The organism is uncultured Desulfovibrio sp. (assembly GCF_949282365.1).
GTDB lineage: Bacteria > Desulfobacterota > Desulfovibrionia > Desulfovibrionales > Desulfovibrionaceae > Desulfovibrio.
Map to the genome: position 1 here is coordinate 1 of NZ_CASDOY010000037.1, position 20,149 is coordinate 20,149.

Genomic DNA, 20,149 nt, shown 5'->3' on the forward strand with positions numbered 1-20,149 from the left:
CACGGGCGCCCCCTTGAAGGCCGCGGCGGCCCGGCCGTAGGGACGCGGCAGAGACACCTCGTCCACCCGCCAGACGGGCAGGGGCGGCGCCGCCAGCGGCAGGCTGTCCTGCCAGACCACGGCCAGCTCGCAGTCCCGCCAGTCCATGCCCGAGCTCTGGCGCAGGAGGGCCGTCAGCCGGATGCGCACCAGACCGTCTTCCGGCCGGGCATCCAGATCGTACACAGGCTCCCAGCCGCTGTTGTCCAGGGTATAGGCATAGCGCACCCGCACCGTCCCGGCCGGGACGTCATCCAGCAGCAGGATCGCCAGCTGGCCGCTCTCCGCCGCGCGCGGCAGGCTGGCCAGGATGGCGGTGATGGTCTTCAGCTCCTTCTGCAGGTCGGCCTGGCGTCCGCGCAGTTTGGGGATGACCTCGGCCATGCGCGCGTCCAGCTTTTCCAGCTCCTCCAGGCCCCGTTCGCCGGCGCGGGCCGTCCAGAGCCCCAGACGGGCGGAGACGGCTTCCAGATCGCCTTCCACCACGCGCTTGCGGGCCAGCAGGTCCTGACGGCGGCGGGCGTCGCCGTCGGCCGCCACGGCGGGAGCCATGCGGCTGCGCCAGCTGACCAGACGGGCGCCATCCAGATCGAAATGCAGGTCACGGGCGTTCTCGGGCACGAAAAGTTCCACCCGTTTGACGCCGTCCCGCACGCTGACAGGGAGCTCCTCCTCGCCGCGCACCAGGGCATGCGCGGGAAAGAGCTCCACCCGCTGCGGACGCAGGAAGGCATGCGGCGCATCGTCCACCAGACCAAAGGCCGCCGCGGTCGCGCTCTCGCGCGCCAGGAGCGGCGCAGGCGCGGCCATGAGGCCTGCACCCAGCAGGAGCAGCCCGCCGCAGATCACGGCGGGCAGGCGACGGGTTCCAGTCGTTTTCTGTTTCATCGGCGTATTCCTGACTTTTGAAGTCAGTTTTTACCATCCCGCACGGGGAGGGGCAGGCCCGGCACACGGACCAGGACAGGGAAACGGCGCCCGGGACGGAGGCCCCGGCAGGATGGCGGAAGGAAGGCCGGGGAACGGGAGCGTCCCGGCCGGGACGGAAGGCGCGGCACCCTGCCGCCACCTTCGAAAGGCGCGCCCGACGCCACGATACGGCAGGCGCGTATGGAAAAGGCCGGCCCCGCCCCGTCCCCCGCGCTCCGGCGGGAGGCGGCAGAGACGGGACGGGAGCGGGACAGGCCGTCAGGATCAGCGGGTCAGCTTGCGGAACTTGGGCCGGTGCGGGGTCTCCGCCTCCTTGCCCAGACGTTTCTTGCGGTCTTCCTCGTATTCGCTGAAATTGCCCTCGAAGAAGACGACGCTGGAATCGCCCTCGAAGGCCATGATATGGGTGGCGATGCGGTCCAGGAACCAGCGGTCGTGGCTCACCACCAGCACGCAGCCGGCGAAGTTGTCCAGGGCGTCTTCCAGGGCGCGCATGGTGTTGACGTCGATGTCGTTGGTGGGTTCGTCCAGAAGCAGCACGTTGGCCCCGGATTTCAGCATCCGGGCCAGGTGCAGGCGGTTGCGTTCGCCGCCGGAGAGCACGTCCACCTTCTTCTGCTGGTCCGCGCCGTGGAAATTGAAGCGCGTGCAGTAGGCGCGGGCATTGACCTCGCGGCTGCCCAGCCTGATGGTCTCGTGCCCTTCGCTGATGATGTCGTACACGCTCTTGCCCGGTTCCAGGGACTCGCGGCCCTGGTCCACATAGGCGAACTGCACGCTGTCGCCCACGGTCACGCTGCCGCTGTCGGGCCGTTCCTGGCCCACCAGCATCCTGAAGAGCGTGGTCTTGCCGGCGCCGTTGGGGCCGATGATGCCCACGATGGCGCCGGCGGGGATGATGGCGTTGACATCATCCATCAGCACGCGGTCGCCCATGCTCTTGCTGACGCCGGCGAGCTCGATGACGCTCTTGCCCAGGCGCGGTCCCGGCGGGATGTAGATCTGCAGGTCGGGCGCGCGCTTCTCGCTCTCGTGCGAGAGCATGGCCTCATAGGCGTTGAGGCGGGCCTTGCCCTTGGCGTGGCGGCCCTTGGGCGACATGCGGATCCACTCCAGTTCGCGGGCCAGGGTCTTCTGGCGCTCGGCCTCGGCCTTTTCCTCATTGGCCAGGCGCTTCTGCTTCTGCTCCAGCCAGGAGGAATAGTTGCCCTTCCAGGGGATGCCGTGGCCGCGATCCAGCTCCAGGATCCAGCCGGCCACGTTGTCCAGGAAATAGCGGTCGTGGGTCACGGCGATGACCGTGCCGGGGAAGGTGGAAAGGTAGCGTTCCAGCCAGGCCACGGATTCGGCGTCCAGATGGTTGGTGGGTTCGTCCAGCAGCAGGATGTCCGGGGCCTGCAGCAGCAGGCGGCACAGGGCCACGCGACGGCGCTCGCCGCCGGAGATCTTGTCCACGGTCATGTCGGCCGGGGGGCAGCGCAGGGCGTCCATGGCCATTTCCAGACGGGCGTCCAGATCCCACACGCCCTTGTGGTCCATCAGCTCCTGCACCTGGGCCTGCCGCTCGATGAGGGCATCCATCTCCTCAGGTTCCATGGGTTCGGCGAAACGGGCATTGATTTCCTCGAACTCCCTGGCGATGGCCATGAGTTCGCTCACGCCCTCTTCCACCACCTCGCGCACGGTACGGGTCTCGCCGGTCAGGGGTTCCTGCTCCAGATAGCCGATGGTGTAGCCGGGAGCCAGCACGGTCTTGCCGTCAAAGGCTTCGTCCACACCGGCCAGGATCTTCAGCAGGCTGGACTTGCCCGCACCGTTGAGGCCCAAAACGCCGATCTTGGCCCCGTAGAAGTACGAAAGGGAGATGTTCTTCAGCACTTCCTTCTGGCCGTGACGCTTGGACACGCGGATCATGGAATAAATGATCTTGTCCGGTTCGTTGCTCATAGTATCCTCAAAAGTGATGTCTGCCGGCCGGGCCGGCGGGTCAGACAGTCTAGCCGGGCTTGCCGCACATTTCAAGCGGCGGGCAGCCGTACGGGAACATGCCCGACGTCAGCAAGGCGTGAGCGCGGGCAAGCGCTTCCGTCCGCACGCGGACGGACGCCTGCCGGGGGGCCATCCCGCAGGCGAAGCGCCTGACGCCCTTCCTTCCGGCGGCGCTCCCAGAACGGACAGCGGCGCTCCCCGCCGCAGCCGCCGCCCGGTCGCCCGTCCCCGTGCCTCCCCGGTCCATGTGCTGACCGACAAGGACGCCACGGTGCTGCCTGCCCGCCCGTGCGATCCCCGGACGAACGACCGGCACAGAGTATTCGCTACTGTCTTTCAAACCATCCATGCGCGTCCCCGGACGAACAGCTTGATTTGCCGTCCTGTCTCTGCCAAAATGCGTGGTCCATCACGCCGGCAAGGAGGAGGCTTCATGCTGTCAGCGCTGCGCAGGATCAGCATCACCCTGACCCGCTTCATGGGTGTCATCATCATCGCCTTCTCGGTGCTGGCCCTGTGGCAGCCCTGGCTCTTCGCCTGGGTGGCGCCGCACATCTCCGTCCTTCTGGGCGTCATCATGCTGGGCATGGGCATGACCCTGCACTGGCAGGATTTCAGCCATGTGCTGCGCCGTCCCCGCGACCTGGGGCTGGGCCTGCTGGTGCAGTTCGCCTGCATGCCGCTTTTGGCCTTCGGCCTGTGCCACCTCTTTTCCCTGCCGCCCGAGCTGGCCATGGGCATGATCCTGGTAGGCACGGCGCCGGGCGGGACGGCCTCCAATGTGCTGACCTTCATCGCCCGCGGCGATGTGGCCTTTTCCGTGGCCATGACCGCGGCGGCGACCCTGGTCTCCCTGCTGCTGACCCCCTTCCTGACCTGGCTGCTGGGCGGGGTCTGGGTGCCGGTGGACATGGGCGGCCTGTTCCTCTCCATCGTCAAGATCGTGCTCCTGCCCGTGCTGCTGGGCCTGGTGCTGCACCACTGGCAGCGCGGCCTGGTGGACAGGCTGATGCCCGTCCTGCCGCTCACCTCGGCCCTGGTCATCACCCTGGTCATCGCGGGCATCATCGCCGTCAACGCGAACAGCATCCTCACGGCCGGGCCCGCCATCTTCGCGGCGGTCATCGCCCACAATGTCCTTGGTCTGGCCGTGGGCTGGGCCGCCGCCTGCCGGCTGCATTTCACGCCGCCGCGCCGTCGCGCCCTGTCCATCGAGATAGGCACACAGAATTCCGGGCTGGCCACAGCCCTGGCGCTGGCGCATTTCACGCCTGCCGCCGCCATTGCCGGCGCCCTGTTCAGCGTCTGGCAGAACATTTCCGGCGCCCTGCTCGCCAATTTCTGGGCAACGCGGGCCATAACGTCTGACTCCGGGGAGAAGGATTCATGAAGTTCATTTTCGGCGAGGGCTTCCAACGCACTCTGGGCGGCTCCATGATGGTGGCCGGCACGGCCATCGGCGCGGGCATGCTCGCCCTGCCCATGACCTCGGCCGGCATGTGGTTCAACTGGTCCATGGTGCTCATGCTGCTGTCGTGGTTCTGCATGCTGCGCGCCAGCCAGGCCATTCTTGAAGTCAACCTGCTCTTCGAGCCCGGCGACAGCCTGCACACCCTGGTACAGAACACCCTGGGGTCCTTCTGGAGCGTGCTCAACGGCTTTTCCGTGGCCTTCGTCCTCTATACCCTGGTCTACGCCTATGTCAGCAGCGGCGGCTCCGTGGTCCAGCACGCCCTGCAGTCCAGCTGGGGCATCACCCCGCCCCGCGTCCTCACCAGCCTGATCTTCACCGTGCTGCTCACGGCCTGCGTCTGGTGGAGCTCCCGGGCGGTGGACCGCCTGTCCGCCATCCTCATGGGCGGCATGGTCATCACCTTCCTGCTCTCCATCGGCGGCATGATCGGCCAGGCCCGTCTGGACTCCATGCTGGGCCTGGACGGCCAGAGCGGCCAGTTCATCTTCATCTTCGGCGCGGCCTCCACCTACCTGACCTCGTTCTGCTTCCACGCCTCGGTGCCCAGCCTGATCAAATATCTGGGCAAGGACGCCCGCACCATCAACAGCTGCCTGCGCATCGGCACCATCATAGCCCTGCTCTGCTATGTGGCCTGGATCGCCGCCGCCGACGGCATCATCCCGCGCGACGACTTCCGGCACATCACCAATGTGGGCGATCTGGTGGCCGCCTCCGGCACCAGCCTGGGCGGCGTCATCCTCAAGATGCTGGAAGCCTTTGCCCTGTTCGCCATCGCCACCTCCTTCCTGGGCGCGGGCCTGGGCCTGTTCGACTACATGGCCGACCTCTGCGGCTTCGACAACAGCCGTCTGGGCCGTACCAAGACCATGCTCATCACCTTCGTGCCGCCCATGATCGGCGGCATCATCTGGCCCGACGGCTTCCTGCCCGCCATCGCCTGGGCCGGTCTGGCGGCCTCGGTCTGGTCGGTCATCGTGCCCGCCCTGCTGCTGCGCGCCAGCCGCCGCAAGTTCCAGGCCAGCCTCTACCGCGCGCCCGGCGGGGCCACCACCGTGCCCCTGCTGCTGGTCTACGGCCTGATCGTGGCCGTCTGCCACATCCTCTACGTCTTCAACCTGCTGCCTGTCTTCAAGTAGCAGCCATCATCCAAGGAGTTCTCCATGAACAAGGACGTCATCAGCACCCCCCATGCTCCCGCCGCCGTGGGTCCCTACAGCCAGGGCATCCGCGTGGGCGACATCTTCTTCCTCTCCGGCCAGATCCCGCTGGACCCCGCCACCGGCAAACTGGTGGAAGGCGACATCTGCGCCCAGGCCGAACAGTGCTGCAAGAACGTGGTCTCCCTGCTGGAATCCCAGGGCCTGACCACCGCCAATGCGGTCAAGACCACTGTCTTCATCGCTGACATGAACGACTTTCCCAAGGTCAACGAAGTCTACAAAAAATACTTCTGCGAACCCTTCCCCGCCCGCTCCTGCGTGGCCGTCAAGAGCCTGCCCCTGGGCGCTCAGGTGGAAGTGGAAGTCATCGCCGCCCGCTAGGCGCCCGCGCTGATCCGCAGGGAGGGACGTGCCGCCGGGCGCTCCCTTCCTTGCGGACAACCTGCCGCAAAATATATAGTATGGTGCGGCTCCCGAAATGTGCCCCTAACCCCTATGGAGGAGACCATGCCTGACAGCTTGTCAAAAATGCTCATGACGGCATTCAAAATGGCTCTAGGCGTTGGAACTGACGAGGATGCCATCGAACGCGATATTGATATTTGTACGTTGGGACAAAAGCTGAAAATAATCGATGAAACATTTTCTCCCAGGAATTACGGAGAAGAAAAGCTTAAAGATATTTTACAAAAATTTGATCATTATATTAAATTAACAGAAGATACATCCATTTATCCATCCCGGTACTTTGCTCAGCTTATTGATATCATCCCTGATGATTTTGCGGAAAAAGGTTTTGGATATTCTTTAAACAAAAATACCTACGATAATATAAAAAGATTTGCATATATACCCCCACAACGTTATGACGAGCTGGCAAATTTGGCTCTATCTGAAAAGTGGTATTTGGGCGACAGACCAAAAACAGGAAATCCATATGAACTTCTTGAAAATTACTTGAACTATACATTCATTCGACTGTTACATGAAGAAAAAATAAAAGAAAGCCCCTCCGGATCATTTGCCATATTCAATACAGGGCTTGTCGACAGAAAATACGAGCAAATATTTGCTCTTTTCGCCCTCAACAGAAATAATCAGCAGAAATGGTTCCTTAAATCCTTCTGCACCAAGGGGGAAGGCGCTGACGGGAAACTTCTTGTCCGGGAATTCCCCGAACTCCCCGAAGCAGCCGACTACTTCTCCAATCCTGCTGATTTAATTTATAATCTTCATGCCGGGATGCCGTGTGTCGACTGGGAACATATCCTGATAGACAATGCCGACAGAATACCGATTCATTTTTTCAAAAATCTAAACATAAAGAATTTCATCTGCAAAGATTGCTCAAAAATGACAGAGGATGAATTTGATGACTATGTTTCCGAATTGAAAAATGCCTTTTATGAAGACAGAAGAGCCTACAGGATAGCCATTGCCCTAATCAATGGTGCCATTGAAGATGCAATCAAAAAAGTACGCTGGAATTACAAAACAGCTATTCCAATGTATTATACGCGTACAAGAAAGGTAAATCTTCTATTGCCATTATGCCTAGTTAGTGACGACAAAGCTGATGTGGCTCTTGTCGTTGAGAGGACAGAGTCTGGTCAGTATCAGGGACATACGATTCTTCGATTGGAATGGGCCTATCAGAGTGCGCGACTGATTTGTCGTCCAGACAGCGACTGGCTATCCTCATCTCTTATTGATTCGTTATAATTTCACCATTCAGGCGGGCAGCCCGGCAAAAAAAATGTAAGACAGTCCATTCCAGTGGTATAACATTCAGATCACACTCCGTATTCCATGCTGAAGCTCGTCACCACCATCCTGTGCGTCTATGTCCTGGCCCGCTGCGTGCTGCCCCTGCGCTGCGGCAGGCCCCTCAAGCTGCTGCTGGCCCTGCTGGTGCTGCTGGTGGGCTTCCGTCTGCACATCTTCGCCCTGCTCTACGCCACCTTCAATCCCGAGCTGCCGCGCTGGCTGCTGGTCGGCACCGGAGCGCCGCATGTGCTCTTCTTCCTGCTGGCCCTGCTCTCCCTGATTCGGGATGCCGTCTGCCTTATCTGGCTGCTCCTGCGCCGCCTCTGCCCGCGGCTGCCCGCCCTGCCCGGCAGCAATGCCCAGATGCTCGGACTGCTGGCGGCGTCCGTGCTGCTGACGGCCCTGGCCGTGCCCGCAGCCCTGCGCGTGCCCGAGGCGCGCACGCAGGAGGTCGTCCTGCCCGGCCTGCCCGCCGCGCTGGACGGCCTGCGCGTGGTCCAGCTCACGGACCTGCACGTCAGTCGCAATTTCCCCGCGGACTGGACCCGCGCCGTGGTGGAGAGGACCAATGCCCTCAGGCCGGACCTCATCCTGCTCACGGGCGACCTCATGGACGGCAGCCCGGCCATGCGCCGGGAGGACTTCGCCCCCCTGGCGGACCTGCGCGCGCCGCTGGGCGTCTTCGCCTGCACGGGCAACCATGAATATTACTCCGGTCTGGCCGCCTGGCGGCCCGTACTGCGCGCTCACGGCATCACCCTGCTGGAGAACGCGGCCGTGGTCCTGTCCGTGCGGGGCAGCCGCCTGACCGTGGCCGGCGTCACGGACAACGTCTCCGCCCGCTTCGGCCTGCCCGGGCCCGATCCGGCCGCGGCCCTGTCCGGCACGCCCCGGCCGCGCCTGCTCATGGCCCACAAGCCGGAGCTCTTCCACCAGACCGCCCCGCATGTGGACCTGCAGCTCTCCGGCCATACCCACGGCGGTCTCGCCCTGCTGCTGGACAGGGGCGTGGCCCTGTTCAACGGCGGTTTCGTGCGCGGCTGGTACGCGCAGGACGGGGCCCGCCTCCATGTGAGCCCGGGCAGCGGCCTGTGGGGCGGCTTTCCCCTGCGCCTGGGCGTGCCGTCCGAGATCACGCTGCTCATCCTGCGTGCCCCCGACGGGCAGCACTCCTGACCGGCCCGGCCCGCTTCCGGCCTCTGTCCCGGGGCCTGTTCCGGTATCTGTCGCCGGATCCGCAGCGGCCACGGTCGTTGCCCGAAGAGCCGGTGCAGGCACGCCCCGGGAGCCATTGCAGACCGCCCGCTGCGGCAGCCATGCGGCATCGCTGCCACGCCCCATCCACGCCGGAGGAGAGGCGCCGTTGCGCCGGGGCCGTCCCTTTCCGCCCGCCGGGGCCGCATCCGGGCCGCGTCCCGTGCGCACAAAGGCTCCCCGGGCTGCCCGCCTCCGGCATTGCGCGAAAACGCGCCGCACCGTACACTGGAACGGACGTGCCTTTCCCGTCCCATCCCCGACCCCTTCGCCCAGGAGTATCATGCCCTGCCAGCCTCCCCGCTTCCATGCTCATACGACCCTGCCGGAACGCACGGCCCTGCTGCTCGCCTCGCTGGCCCCCTGGCCGCGCCGGGGCCGGAGCCTGCTGGTGGCGGGCTGCGGCGCGGGCCATTTCCTGCGGCCGCTCTGGCACAGCGGCTTTGACCTGACCGCCTGCGAGGCGTCCCCGGCCCTGCGGGGACAGGCCCTGCGCAGGGCCCCGCAAGGCGTGGAGGTGGCGGCGGCCGCAGCCGACTGGCTGCCCTTTGACGACAACAGTTTCGACTGGGTGCTGCTCCAGGCCGAGGACCTGCCCCCGGCGGCCGTGCCCGCGGCCCTGGACGAGGCCTGCCGCGTGGCGGCCTGCGGCCTGGTCGTCACCTTCTGGAACAGCGCATCCCTGCCCTGGCTCGCCTGGCAGCTCTCCTGCCGTCGCCATGCCTGGCCGGAGCACTCCCTGCCGTTCTGGCAGCTCTGGCGGCGTCTGGCTGCCCGCGCCGGGCGTCTGCACATCTCCAGCTGCCTCTGGCGGCCCGCCTGCCGCTGGCATCTGGGGGCCAGGGCCTGGAGCGTGGGCCTTTCCCGCCTGCCGCTGGGGGCCTGGTGTGCCCTGCGGCTGGACATGGCCCCGCGCCGCACGGGCACGCCCCTGCCCCTGCGTCTGCGCCCCCGCCTGGAGACCTCGCGTCCGGTCATGGAATACGATACGCTGCGCGCGGCAGGCACGGCACCGGAGCAGGAGGTCCCTGCCCGACACGGGCGGACGGCGGGGACAAAAAAATTTTCCTCCGGCAGAACAGCGCAGCCGTGAGGATTTTCGGCCTTCCCGCCCGGCCGGACGCCGTCGCCAGGCCCCGGAGGGCTTGCCGCCGGACACAGGGTGCATTATGGTGGTACGTCCTCAAGCAAATGCCAGTAACACGGGCGGCGGCCCGCGCCGCGCCGTTTTTGTCCAGCAGTCTACCATAAGGAGCCCCGCATGAAAGCGCGCAGCAGATCCATCCATCTTTCCGTGCATATCCACAAAGATCCCGCCGCCATGGCCGAGCGCGCCGCCCACATCCTGGCCGCCGCCTGCGAAGAAGCCGTGGCCGAACGCGGTATTTTCCGCATCGCCCTTTCCGGCGGCCAGACGCCCGTGCCCATGTTCCGCCTGCTGGCGGCCAGCGACTGGGCCGACCGCCTGCCCTGGGACAAAATGACCTTTTTCTGGGTGGATGAACGTTGCGTGGGCCCCGACGACCCGGAAAGCAACTACGGCCTTGCCCGCCGCGAGCTGCTGAGCCATGTGCCCGCCACCCACTTCTACCGCATGCGCGGCGATATCGACCCCGTGGAAGCGGCCGTCAAGTATGAACAGCAGATCCGCCAGGACTTCAACCTCGGCCCCAACGAGCTGCCCCGCTTCGACTTCATGCTCCTGGGCATGGGCGATGACGGCCATACCGGTTCCATCTTCCCCAATTCCCCGGCCCTGGCCGAGCACAACCGCCTGGTCATCGACCAGTATGTGCCTGAACGCAAGGCCGACCGCCTGACCCTGACCCTGCCTGTGCTCAACAATGCCCGTTGCTGCATGTTCCTGGTCACGGGCAAGGAAAAGCACAAGGTCCTGGGTCAGGTCCTCGACCTGCTGGCCGAACCCACCCTGCCCGCCCAGATGGTGCGCCCCGGCGTGGGCGACCTGATCTGGGTCGTGGACGAAGCCGCCGCCACCGGTCAGGACTAGTCCCCGACCGACGACACAGACACAAAAGGCTCCCGCAAGGGAGCCTTTTTGTCTGTCCTGCCACTTTCGGCCTGTTCCGGTCACGGTTTTTCCCGGTCATGGACGGCATCCCCGCCGCCCAACAGGCCCTCCTGCCCGGTGGCCGCCTCCGCTGCCTCCAGCCGCTGCAGCAGCCGGGCCTTGGCGATGATCTCGGGCCGGTATTCAAAGTGCATCAAATCATATTCGTGCCACTTGCCGCCCCAGATGAAGCCCTCGTCCTCGAAGGCCCGGACGATCTCGCTGTCGTAGGTCTGCTGCAGAGGGTGTCTTTCCTGCCGCGACCAGCGCCAGTAGGGCGCGCGCTGCGGGCTCAGGTCGATGGCGATGCCGAAGGAATGCGGGCTCAGACGCCGCTCGCCGGCGACGGGGCGCCACACAAAGCCCCCGGCTGAGACCAGCCAGGCCTTGAGTGCCGGCCGACGTCGCGTGACGTCCCGCAGGCGGGCCTCCACCGCGGCCAGCGCCCGTGCCGCCGCCGCATGCATCCGTACCGTGCGCCCCTGGAAGGAGACCCGCTCCAGCCCCTTGCGCACCGTGGCCGCATCGGCGCCGTACAGGGCCTGCAGGAAGGCATAGGAACGCCAGCGCCCCGGCGCATAGCCCGCCGGCGTGGCCGGACGTTCCGGGTCCGGCAGATAGGGCAGGTGCATGCTGGCGCGCAGGGAGACATCCAGGTGCGCGGGATCGAGACGGCGCGCCAGACCTGCGGCCCTGTCCGGCAGGGCGGCAGCGGCATAGGGCCGGGCGGCCAGCTCCGCCGCCGTGGCATAGAGCACCCGCCGCTCCCCGTCCAGGCACAGCCATATGCCGTCGGGCCCCCTCTCCACGGCCCTGATCTGCGGATAGGCAGCGCGCAGACAGAGCAGGTTCAGACGGTCTTCCGCTGAGAGGCCCTCCAGCCCCGCCCCGGCAGCGCTCTCCCGACCCGTGGCGTCTTTTGGGGCCGTCACCGTCGGACCGGCCGTGCCGGCGCCCGCTGCCGCAGCGGCGGCCGCGCCGTTGCTCCCGGCCGTCGCCGCCGGAAAGCACAGCGCCCACTGGCAGCACAACACCGTCAGGGCCAGCAGCAACAGCATCCGGCACCAGCGCGGCGGATGCCGTCCTTGGCTTTTGTCCATCGTCGTCCTCCATCCCCGGGCACGACCGCCCCTTGTCAAGATGACGGCCTTTGCCCTACATAGCTGCCATGCATGCATGGAAATTCTACTTCATGACCTTTGGCTGTAAGGTGAACCAGTACGAAACGCAATCCCTGCGCGAAGCCTGGCAGGCGCACGGCGGCGTAGAATGCGACGAGCCCGCCGCAGCGGACGTGGTCTGCGTCAACAGTTGTGCCATCACGGCCCGGGGCGAACGCGACGCGCGCAACGCCGTTTTCCGCCTGCGTCGCGAGGCCCCCGGCGCGCGCCTGATCCTGACCGGCTGCGCGGCCCGTCTGTTCGAGGATTTCTGCCGCCACGGGCATGAGGACTGCGTACGGCCGGACCTGATCCTGCCCCAGGGCGACAAGCGCCTCCTGCTGGCCGGGCCCTGGACGGCGCAGGAGGCCGCTGCCCCGGCAGCCGTGTGCGCACCCGCTTATCCGCCCTTCGCCATCAGCGGCTTCCGGCGCGCCCGGCCCGTGCTCAAGGTGCAGGACGGCTGCCAGCACCGCTGCACCTACTGCATCGTGCCCCTCACCCGCGGCCGCTGCCTGAGCCGCCCGCCGGAGGACGTCATCGCCGAGGCCCGCCGTCTGCTGCTGGCCGGTCATGCCGAGATCATGATCTCGGGCATCAACCTGCGCCAGTACGGCCGGGACAACGCCGCCTTCGGTGATTTCTGGAGCCTGCTGCGCCGGTTGGACGCGGCCCTGGCGCCGGAATTCGCCGGACGCGGACGCTTCCGCATCAGTTCGCTGGAGCCTTCCCAGCTCAATGATGAAGGTCTGGACAGCCTCATGGCCTGCCGCATGCTCTGCCCCCATCTGCACATCTCGCTGCAGCATGCCAGCCAGCCCGTGCTGCGCCGCATGGGGCGCGGCCACTATACGGCGGCCATGCTGCGGCACGCCGTGGAGCGCCTGCGCCCCCACTGGCCCGTCATGGGCCTGGGTGCGGACATCATCGCCGGTTTCCCCGGCGAGCGCGAGGAAGACGTGGCCTGCCTGCTGGACTTCGTGCGCGAGATGCCCTTCAGCTATGCCCATGTATTCCCCTATTCCCACCGCCCCGGCACCGCCGCCGACCGCTTCGACGGCCATCTGCCCCGGCAGGTCAGACAGGAGCGGGCCGCCCGTGTCCGCGCCGCCGTGGAAGGACGCCGCCAAGCCTTCTGGCAGGAGCAGCTGGCCCTGCCGCGCCTGTGGCTGGCCGCCGACAGCCCCGCCCCTGACCAGGCGTCCGCCCGTCGTGCCGGGACCGCCAAGGGCGTCAATGAATACTATGTGCCCTGCGTCCTGCCTGCCGGGGCCCATCCCGGCCGCGAACTGCTGGCTGTGCGGCCCCTGTCCGTCACGGACAAGGGCCTGCTGGTGGAAGCGCTGGACGGCTAGGCGCTTTCCGGTGGGGAGCTGTTGCGGGGAGGGCCCCGCCCCTGCCGTCGATGTCCGCAGGCCGTCTTCGCCGCCGGCGGGCACGGTTCTCCAGGCTGCCTCCAGCCGCTGCCGGCGCCCGGGGCACTTCCGGCGCATCCTTCCCGGATGCCCTTCAGGCACGGGAGTCGCGCGTTGCAGAGCTATTTGATAAAAATTATGATTCCTGATAATATAGAAGTATCACGACCGGCTTGGCATCACGCCTGATGCCTCCGGGCAGGCGGGCCCCGCCGCCCATTGCCGGCCGGTCCCGGGCAGGCACATTTCCGCCCAGGACACGCGGCCCGCAGACAAGAGGCCGCCATCCCCGTCGGCCCGCGCTCCCTGAAAGAGAGGGGATCCCGGCGCGTTCATAACCGTCGTTATCCCTCAACCACCGCGCTCCCTACAAGAGAGGAGATCCCATGCCCCGCCTGAAGACCATCACCGTTCTGCTGGCTGCCACCCTGCTGGCATCCGGCTGCGCCGGCGGTTTTGCCCGCCATTATCATGCCGTGGACGAGCACGCCCGCACCGCGCAGCCCCTCGAGGCCTGCACTGCGCCGCGCGTGGAGACCGTCCCGGCCTCCATTCTGGAACAACGCACGGCGGCTGCCCTGGCAGACGGCCATGTCCGTCTGGGACGGGCCACCTGGGAGAGCGCCGTGCCCGCCGCGACCGGGGATGCCGCCGCCCAGGCCCGCCGTGTCGGCGCCTGCCTCGTGCTCCAGAGCGTGACGCCCGTCCCGCGGCAGCCGGAAAAGCCGCACTACCAGCCGCATCCGGGCTTCGTTTCACGCCCCGGCCAGCGCGGCATCTTCGCCGAGGAGAGCGCCGGGGGCCTGGAGGGCCCGGCCGCGCCCCCTGCTGTGCGCTACCGCAACGATGCCGTCTTCCTTGCCCGCACCAGGTAGGCGGCAATTTTCCCCGCCGGAGAAAGGGCACGCGAGCCAGAGCAGTCTGACAGGCAGCCGCCCCGGGACCGGATCCGGCCACCTGGGGGATGGAACTGCGCCACACCGGCGGCTGGTTGCTTGAAGCTCCGCATCTAGCGGGATGGAAAAAAGACCGCGCCACGCCCGCCTCCGCTCACGGGCTGCGGGCGGCTGCCCGCGTCTCCGGCTCCGGGGCCGCGCCACAGGCGTCCACGGCATGAAAAAGGGAGCCCTGCCTCCCGGCAGCGGCTCCCTGAAAGGACACGGGATGGGCCTGTCCTAGATGCTGATCTGCGCGCCCAGCAGTTTGACGAAGGCCGCCATCCAGGCCGGATGGGCGGGCCAGGCCGGAGCCGTGACCAGATTGCCGTCCACCACGGCATTGCTGGCCGTGGCGTTGAAGTCGTGCCAGGTGGCGCCGGCGGCCACCACGTCGGGCTTGACGGCGGCATAGCAGGTGCAGGTGCGGCCCTTGAGGACGCCCGCGCTCACCAGCAGCTGAGGGCCGTGGCAGATGGCGGCGATGGGCTTTTTGGCGGCGTCGAATTCGCGCACGATCTCCAGCACGCGCTCATCGAGGCGCAGGTATTCGGGCGCGCGTCCGCCGGGCACCACCAGACCGGCGTAGTCGGCCGTGTCGACCTTGTCGAAATCGTAGTTGATGGCGAAATTATGGCCGCGCTTTTCGCTGTAGGTCTGGTCGCCCTCAAAGTCATGCACGGCCGTGCGCACGAAGTCGCCGGACTTTTTGCCCGGGCAGACCGCATGGACTTCATAGCCCAGCATCAGCAGCATCTGGAAAGGCACCATGACTTCGTAATCTTCCACATAATCGCCGGCCAGCAGCAGGATCTTCTTCATCGTTCTCTCCTGTGGGACAAGGCGCGCCGCCCGTGACGGGACACGGCCGGGCCCTTGCCATCATCGCTATACTGCTTATATAAGCAGCACGACCTTACAGACAAGAGGCGCGCCGGAGATTTTCCCCGAAGGCCGCGCCTGCCCATACATGTTCCTGTCCCGCGGCGGCCGCCGCGCGGATCACAACCCGGCAAGGAGAGTTCCATGCCCCTGTACGATTTTGTCTGCCCCGCCTGCGGGGCCAGATTCGAAGAACTAGCCTTCGGCGACGAAACGCCCCCCTGTCCCCAGTGCGGCCATGCCGAGACCCAGCGCCAGATGAGCGTGCCCAGCCCGCTCAAGACCGGCGCCTTCCCCTTCAAGCCCGGCCCGGTGCACCCGCTGGCCTCCCGCATGGGCAAGGGCCTGGCCGGCTGCAGCCACGGCGGCAGCTGCGGCAGCGCCCCGGCCGCCCCCGCCGGCGGCTCCGGTTCCGCCTGCGGCGGCAACGGCAAGTTCTCCTGAGCCTAGACGCCGCGTATCCTGTCAGGATACCCGCGTATCTTCGGGGACGCGCCCTGTGCGGCGGCATGTACCAGCCGTGCGGGGCGCGTTCCTTGCATTATGCCGCTGCTTGGCCTATTGTTGCCGAATATTTTTACTTCAGGGGGATGCTATGCTGCGCAGTATGACCGGCTTCGGCCGCTGCCTGGTGGAAAGTGACGGAGTGACCCAGCAATGGGAAGTCAAAAGCGTCAACAGCCGCCACCTGGACCTCAAATGGCGTTTGCCCATGAGCGTGCGCAGCCTTGAGCCGCGCCTGGAAAAAGTGGTGCGCCGTTTTGCCTCGCGCGGGCGCGTGGACATCAGTCTGAGCCTGCAATACAGCGGCGGCCACGGCCCCGCGCCGCGTTTCGACGCCATGCAGGCCGGGGCCATGCTGGACAGCCTCAAGGAGCTGGCCGCCAGCCGCGGCGAGGGCTTCACCCCCGATTACAATGCCCTGCTGGCCCTGCCCGGCCTCTGGGGCGATGCCGGCGACGAAGTGGACGAAGACCTGAGCCTGGCCCTGGAAGATGGTCTGGCCCTGGCCCTGGAAGACTGGAACGAGGCCCGCGCCGCCGAGGGGCGCGCCCTGGCCCGCGACATGCATTCCCGCGTCCTGCGCATGGAGGAATGGACCGGGCTCATCGCCGAGCGCGCGCCCGGCATCAAGGAGGAGCGCGCCGCCGTCATACGCGAGCGCCTCAACGAGGCCCTGGAAGCCGTCAACGGCCTGGACGAGACCCGCTTCCTGCAGGAGATCACCATCCTGGCCGACCGCCTGGACGTCACCGAGGAGCTGACCCGCCTGCATACCCATCTGGCCCGTCTGCACGAACTGCTGGACGCGGGCAAGGATGCCGGCCGCAGGCTGGACTTCACGCTGCAGGAATGTTTCCGCGAGATCAACACCTGCGGCAACAAGATCCCCGACGTGCAGCTTTCGCGCATGGTGGTGGACTTCAAGAACGAACTGGAAAAATGCCGCGAGCAGGTGCAGAACCTCGAATAGACGGCGGGCCCCGGCCGCGCCGCCCCCCTCCGGCATCGTGCGGCCGCGCCTGCGGAAGGAGTTTTGAGATCATGAACAGACTCGGCATCGCCCTGGTCATCAGCGCGCCCTCCGGCACGGGGAAGACCACGCTCATCAAAAGGCTGCGCGCAGAATTCCCCAATTTCGGCTATTCCATCTCCTGCACCACCCGCGCCCCCCGCGAAGGCGAAGTGGACGGCAGGGATTACCACTTCCTGGGCCGCGAACGCTTCATGGAACTGCGCGCTCAGGGCTATTTCGCCGAATGGGCCGAGGTCCACGGCAATTTCTACGGCACGCCCCTGGCCCCCGTGCGGGAGATGATGGCCAGGGGGCAGGACATCCTCTTCGATATCGACGTGCAGGGCGCGGCCCAGCTGCGCAAGAACATGGCCGAGGCCCATTTCCTCTTCATCCTGCCGCCGTCCATGGAAGAACTGGAACGCCGCCTGCGCGGCCGCGGCCTAGACAGCGAGGAGGTCATCCTGCGCCGTCTGGCCAATGCCCGCGCCGAGATGCGCGAAGCGCCCCGCTACGACGCCCTCATCGTCAACGACGATCTGGATACGGCCTATGACCATCTGCGCGCCGCCTATCTGGCAGCGACCCTGGCCCCGCTCTGCCGCCCCGGTCTGGTGGAGGCCCTGAACAACGGACATCTCCTTTAAGCAAGGAAGAAGAACGATGGCTGCCCAACTCATTGTCGCCCTGGATCTGCCCCGCAAGGAAGACGCTCTTGTCCTGGCCCGCGAACTGCAAGGCGCCGTGCCCTGGTGCAAGGTGGGCATGGAGCTGTTCACCCTGGCCGGCCCGGACATCATCCGTGAACTGCACGACCTGGGTTTCCATGTCTTCCTGGACATGAAGTTCTACGACATCCCGCACACCGTGGCCCAGGCCGTCAAGGCCGCCGCGGCCGCCGGCGCGGAACTGCTGACCCTGCACTGCCAGGGCGGCGAGCGCATGTGCACCGAGGCCCGTCTGGCCGCCGACAGCTACGGCAGCAAGGCCCCCCGGCTCTTCGGCGTCACGGCCCTGACCAGCTTCGGCCCCGGCGAGATGCCCGGCATCAGCGCCGATCCCTCGGATTTCGCCCTGGAACTGGCCGGCAAGGCCCGCGGCTGGGGCCTGGACGGCGTGGTCTGCTCCGGCCATGAGGCCGCCCGCATCAAGGCCGCCTGCCAGGGCCTGCGCTGCCTGTGCCCCGGCATCCGTCCCGCGGGCGCCGAGACCGACGACCAGCAGCGCATCATGACGCCCGCCCGTGCCGTGCAGGCCGGGGCCGACTTCCTGGTGGTGGGCCGCCCCATCCTCAAGGCCCCCCTGCCCGCCGAGGCCGCCCGCGCCATCCAGGCCGAGATGGCGGCCGCCGTCTAAAGGAGAGAGCATGACAGCCGGCGCCCCCCGCAGCCTCCGCATCCCTTCCGCAGCAGCCCCCCGCCCCCGCCGGCGGTGGCACGCTCCTGCCGTGGAGGTCGCGGCATGAAGCGCTGGCTGTTCCGTGAGCCGCCCGCAGGCACGCCTCCGCGCGGCCTGGCCCGGGAACTCTCCATCTCCCCCCTGCTGCTGGACATCCTCTGGCGGCGCGGGCTGGACAGTCCCGAAGAGCTGGACGCCTACCTTTCGGCGCGCCTTCCCGACCTCGTGCCCCCTTCGCGCTGGCCCCAGTTCCCGCAGGCCGCCGGGGTCATCGCCTCGGCCCTGCTGGACGGCAAAAAGCTGGCGGTCTGGGGCGATTACGACGTGGACGGCATCACCGCCTCCACCCTGGTGCTGGACGTGCTCGAGGCCCACGGTATGGAGGCTCTCTGGCATGTGCCCGACCGCCGCAGCGAAGGCTACGGCCTGAACATCCCGGGCATCGAGCAGCTGGCCGCGCAGGGCTGCGGCATCCTGCTCACCGTGGACTGCGGCATCTCCGATGTGGCCGCCGTGGCCCGGGCCCGCGAGCTGGGCATGGTCGTGGTCGTCTCCGACCATCACCTGCCGCCGCCGGAACTGCCCCCGGCCCACGCCATCTGCAATCCCCGTCTGGGCCCGGAAGACGACATGCCCTGCCCCCATCTGGCCGGCGTGGGCGTGGCCTTCTTCCTCATGGCCGCCGTCAACGCGGCCCTGGCCCCGCGCACGGGCCGCCGCTTCAAGATGGACGGGGTGCTGGATCTGGTGGCCCTGGGCACCCTGGCCGATGTCATGCGCCTGGGCGGCCAGAACCGCATCCTCGTGCGCGGCGGGCTGGACAAACTGGCCACGGCCGCCCGCCCCGGCATCGCCGCCCTCAAGGTCGTGAGCGGCTCGGACCCCGCGGCCCGGCTCAACGCCGGTCAGGTGGTCTTCCGCCTGGCCCCGCGCATCAATGCCGCTGGCCGCATGGGCGCGGCCGGTACGGCCCTGGAACTGCTGCGCAGCAAGGACCACGCCGAGGCCGCCCGTCTGGCCCAGCATCTGGACGCCCTCAACACCCAGCGCCGCGAGGAGGAGGAACGCATCTGGACCGCCGCCCGCGAGCAGGCCCGGCGCCAGCTGGAACAGCGCCAGCGCCCGGCCCTGGTGCTCTACGGCGGGGACTGGCATCCCGGCATCGTGGGCATCGTGGCCTCGCGCATCGTGGAGGAATTCTACCGCCCCACCATCATCCTCTGCGACGACAACAGCATGATGAAGGGCTCCGGCCGCTCCATCCGCGAATTCGACCTCTATGCCGGGCTGCAGCAGACCGCCCCCGTGCTGGCGGGCTTCGGCGGGCACCGGCTGGCCGCGGGCGTGCGTCTGGAACCCAACCAGCTGGAACGCTTCCGCGAGGCCTTCGAGCAGGTGGTGGCCCGGGAGCTGGGCGAGCAGCCCCTGACCCCGGCCCTGCTGCTGGAATGCGAGCTGGACTTCCGTCAGGCCTCGGATGCCGCCTTCCTGCAGGAACTGGAACTCATGCAGCCCTTCGGCGCGGGCAATGCCGAGCCGGTCTTCGCTTCGCCGGAACTCACCGTGGTGGAACGCAGCCCCCTGGGCTACAGCGGCGACCATGTGCGCCTGCGCCTCAAGGACAGCGCCAGCGGCATCACGCTCATGGCCAAGGGCTGGAACATGGCCGCGGACTTCCCCCCTGCCGCCGTGGGCACGCGCATCCGCGTGGCCTATACCCCGCGCCTGGACTACTACCGGGGCGTGGCCTCCATCGACGTGGGCATCAAGGACTGGCAGCCCGCGGCCGACTAGGGCCTGTCGCCACCGTCCGCGGCTTTTTTGGGGAAGGGAGCCCCCATCCTTTCCCGCGCGCTTTTTCAGACGGGCGCGGGAGCATGCGGCACGCCTCCTTCACTGGGCATGTGCAGCCGATCCCATCTATTTGATTGGATAAATTGTAAAACCTGTGCCAGCAGGCCCCGGGGACTGTCCACAGGCGCTGCTTTGGGGAGAAGGGATGCCCCGTGCATCCCTGTGCGCACGCCGCCAGCGCCAGCGGGCGCGGCATGGCGAAAATCTCCGCGAAATCTTCCCCGCCTCCTTCACAGACGCCATTTGAGGCTTACCCTTTGGGAACGGCGCAGCAGCGGGCCTTCCCCGCGCCGGTCCTGCCG

At 66.9% G+C, this 20,149-nt stretch carries 18 protein-coding genes; 14 read left to right on the forward strand and 4 right to left on the reverse strand.

Annotated features, from left to right (window positions below):
* On the reverse strand, nt 1-927 hold a 927-nt coding region (locus Q1X76_RS07535; RefSeq protein WP_300719030.1), incomplete at its 3' end, for a DUF4139 domain-containing protein.
* 306 nt (nt 928-1,233) lie between these two features.
* Nucleotides 1,234-2,916: an energy-dependent translational throttle protein EttA gene (ettA, locus tag Q1X76_RS07540; protein WP_300719031.1), complete on the reverse strand. Its 1,683-nt coding sequence runs from the start codon at nt 2,914-2,916 to the stop codon at nt 1,234-1,236.
* A 475-nt stretch (nt 2,917-3,391) separates the two neighbouring features.
* On the opposite strand from ettA, the gene Q1X76_RS07545 reads away from it, so the two are divergent.
* The 7 genes from Q1X76_RS07545 (at nt 3,392) to pgl (ending at nt 10,627) form a co-directional block, all read left to right on the forward strand.
* The gene (locus tag Q1X76_RS07545; protein WP_300719032.1) at nt 3,392-4,348 is read left to right on the forward strand and encodes a bile acid:sodium symporter family protein; all 957 of its coding nucleotides are present in this window, start codon (nt 3,392-3,394) and stop codon (nt 4,346-4,348) included.
* Nucleotides 4,345-5,571 carry an aromatic amino acid transporter gene (locus tag Q1X76_RS07550; RefSeq protein WP_300719033.1) on the forward strand — a complete coding sequence of 409 codons (1,227 nt, stop codon included), beginning with the start codon at nt 4,345-4,347 and terminating at the stop codon, nt 5,569-5,571. The genes Q1X76_RS07545 and Q1X76_RS07550 overlap by 4 nt, the downstream gene beginning before the upstream one ends.
* A 24-nt stretch (nt 5,572-5,595) precedes the next feature.
* The gene (locus Q1X76_RS07555) at nt 5,596-5,976 is read left to right on the forward strand and encodes a RidA family protein (RefSeq protein ID WP_300719035.1); all 381 of its coding nucleotides are present in this window, start codon (nt 5,596-5,598) and stop codon (nt 5,974-5,976) included.
* Between the two features lie 126 nt (nt 5,977-6,102).
* Nucleotides 6,103-7,317, forward strand: a complete 1,215-nt coding sequence (locus Q1X76_RS07560) for a DUF3825 domain-containing protein (protein WP_300719036.1) — start codon at nt 6,103-6,105, stop codon at nt 7,315-7,317.
* Nucleotides 7,318-7,404: 87 nt separating this feature from the next.
* Nucleotides 7,405-8,538, forward strand: a complete 1,134-nt coding sequence (locus Q1X76_RS07565; protein ID WP_300719037.1) for a metallophosphoesterase — start codon at nt 7,405-7,407, stop codon at nt 8,536-8,538.
* Between the two features lie 361 nt (nt 8,539-8,899).
* Nucleotides 8,900-9,709 carry a methyltransferase domain-containing protein gene (locus Q1X76_RS07570; RefSeq protein ID WP_300719038.1) on the forward strand — a complete coding sequence of 270 codons (810 nt, stop codon included), beginning with the start codon at nt 8,900-8,902 and terminating at the stop codon, nt 9,707-9,709.
* Between the two features lie 168 nt (nt 9,710-9,877).
* Nucleotides 9,878-10,627 carry a 6-phosphogluconolactonase gene (pgl, locus tag Q1X76_RS07575; RefSeq protein WP_300719040.1) on the forward strand — a complete coding sequence of 250 codons (750 nt, stop codon included), beginning with the start codon at nt 9,878-9,880 and terminating at the stop codon, nt 10,625-10,627.
* Between the two features lie 80 nt (nt 10,628-10,707).
* Here pgl and Q1X76_RS07580 read toward each other — a convergent pair whose 3' ends face one another.
* A complete protein-coding gene (locus Q1X76_RS07580) occupies nt 10,708-11,787 on the reverse strand; it encodes a M15 family metallopeptidase (protein WP_300719041.1) in 1,080 nt (359 codons plus the stop codon).
* A 68-nt stretch (nt 11,788-11,855) separates the two neighbouring features.
* On the opposite strand from Q1X76_RS07580, the gene Q1X76_RS07585 reads away from it, so the two are divergent.
* Together Q1X76_RS07585 and Q1X76_RS07590 are read left to right on the forward strand one after the other, a co-directional pair.
* Nucleotides 11,856-13,202: a MiaB/RimO family radical SAM methylthiotransferase gene (locus tag Q1X76_RS07585; RefSeq protein ID WP_300719042.1), complete on the forward strand. Its 1,347-nt coding sequence runs from the start codon at nt 11,856-11,858 to the stop codon at nt 13,200-13,202.
* Nucleotides 13,203-13,648: 446 nt separating this feature from the next.
* A complete protein-coding gene (locus Q1X76_RS07590; protein ID WP_300719043.1) occupies nt 13,649-14,137 on the forward strand; it encodes a hypothetical protein in 489 nt (162 codons plus the stop codon).
* A gap of 300 nt (nt 14,138-14,437) precedes the next feature.
* Here the strand turns inward: Q1X76_RS07590 and Q1X76_RS07595 are convergent, their stop codons facing one another.
* The gene (locus Q1X76_RS07595) at nt 14,438-15,019 is read right to left on the reverse strand and encodes a DJ-1/PfpI family protein (RefSeq protein ID WP_300719045.1); all 582 of its coding nucleotides are present in this window, start codon (nt 15,017-15,019) and stop codon (nt 14,438-14,440) included.
* A 204-nt stretch (nt 15,020-15,223) separates the two neighbouring features.
* Here Q1X76_RS07595 and Q1X76_RS07600 point away from each other — a divergent pair, with 204 nt between their 5' ends.
* From Q1X76_RS07600 to recJ, 5 genes are all read left to right on the forward strand, one after another.
* Nucleotides 15,224-15,523: a zinc ribbon domain-containing protein gene (locus Q1X76_RS07600; RefSeq protein ID WP_300719047.1), complete on the forward strand. Its 300-nt coding sequence runs from the start codon at nt 15,224-15,226 to the stop codon at nt 15,521-15,523.
* Nucleotides 15,524-15,674: 151 nt separating this feature from the next.
* Nucleotides 15,675-16,553, forward strand: a complete 879-nt coding sequence (locus Q1X76_RS07605) for a YicC/YloC family endoribonuclease (RefSeq protein WP_300719048.1) — start codon at nt 15,675-15,677, stop codon at nt 16,551-16,553.
* A gap of 71 nt (nt 16,554-16,624) precedes the next feature.
* Nucleotides 16,625-17,242, forward strand: a complete 618-nt coding sequence (gene gmk, locus Q1X76_RS07610) for a guanylate kinase (protein WP_300719050.1) — start codon at nt 16,625-16,627, stop codon at nt 17,240-17,242.
* Between the two features lie 16 nt (nt 17,243-17,258).
* Nucleotides 17,259-17,951 (forward strand): orotidine-5'-phosphate decarboxylase, encoded by a 693-nt coding sequence (gene pyrF / locus Q1X76_RS07615; protein WP_300719052.1) that lies wholly within the window; start codon nt 17,259-17,261, stop codon nt 17,949-17,951.
* Nucleotides 17,952-18,056: 105 nt separating this feature from the next.
* Complete coding sequence (recJ, locus tag Q1X76_RS07620) at nt 18,057-19,787, forward strand: single-stranded-DNA-specific exonuclease RecJ (protein WP_300719053.1); 1,731 nt, start codon at nt 18,057-18,059, stop codon at nt 19,785-19,787.
* Nucleotides 19,788-20,149 lie beyond the last annotated feature (362 nt).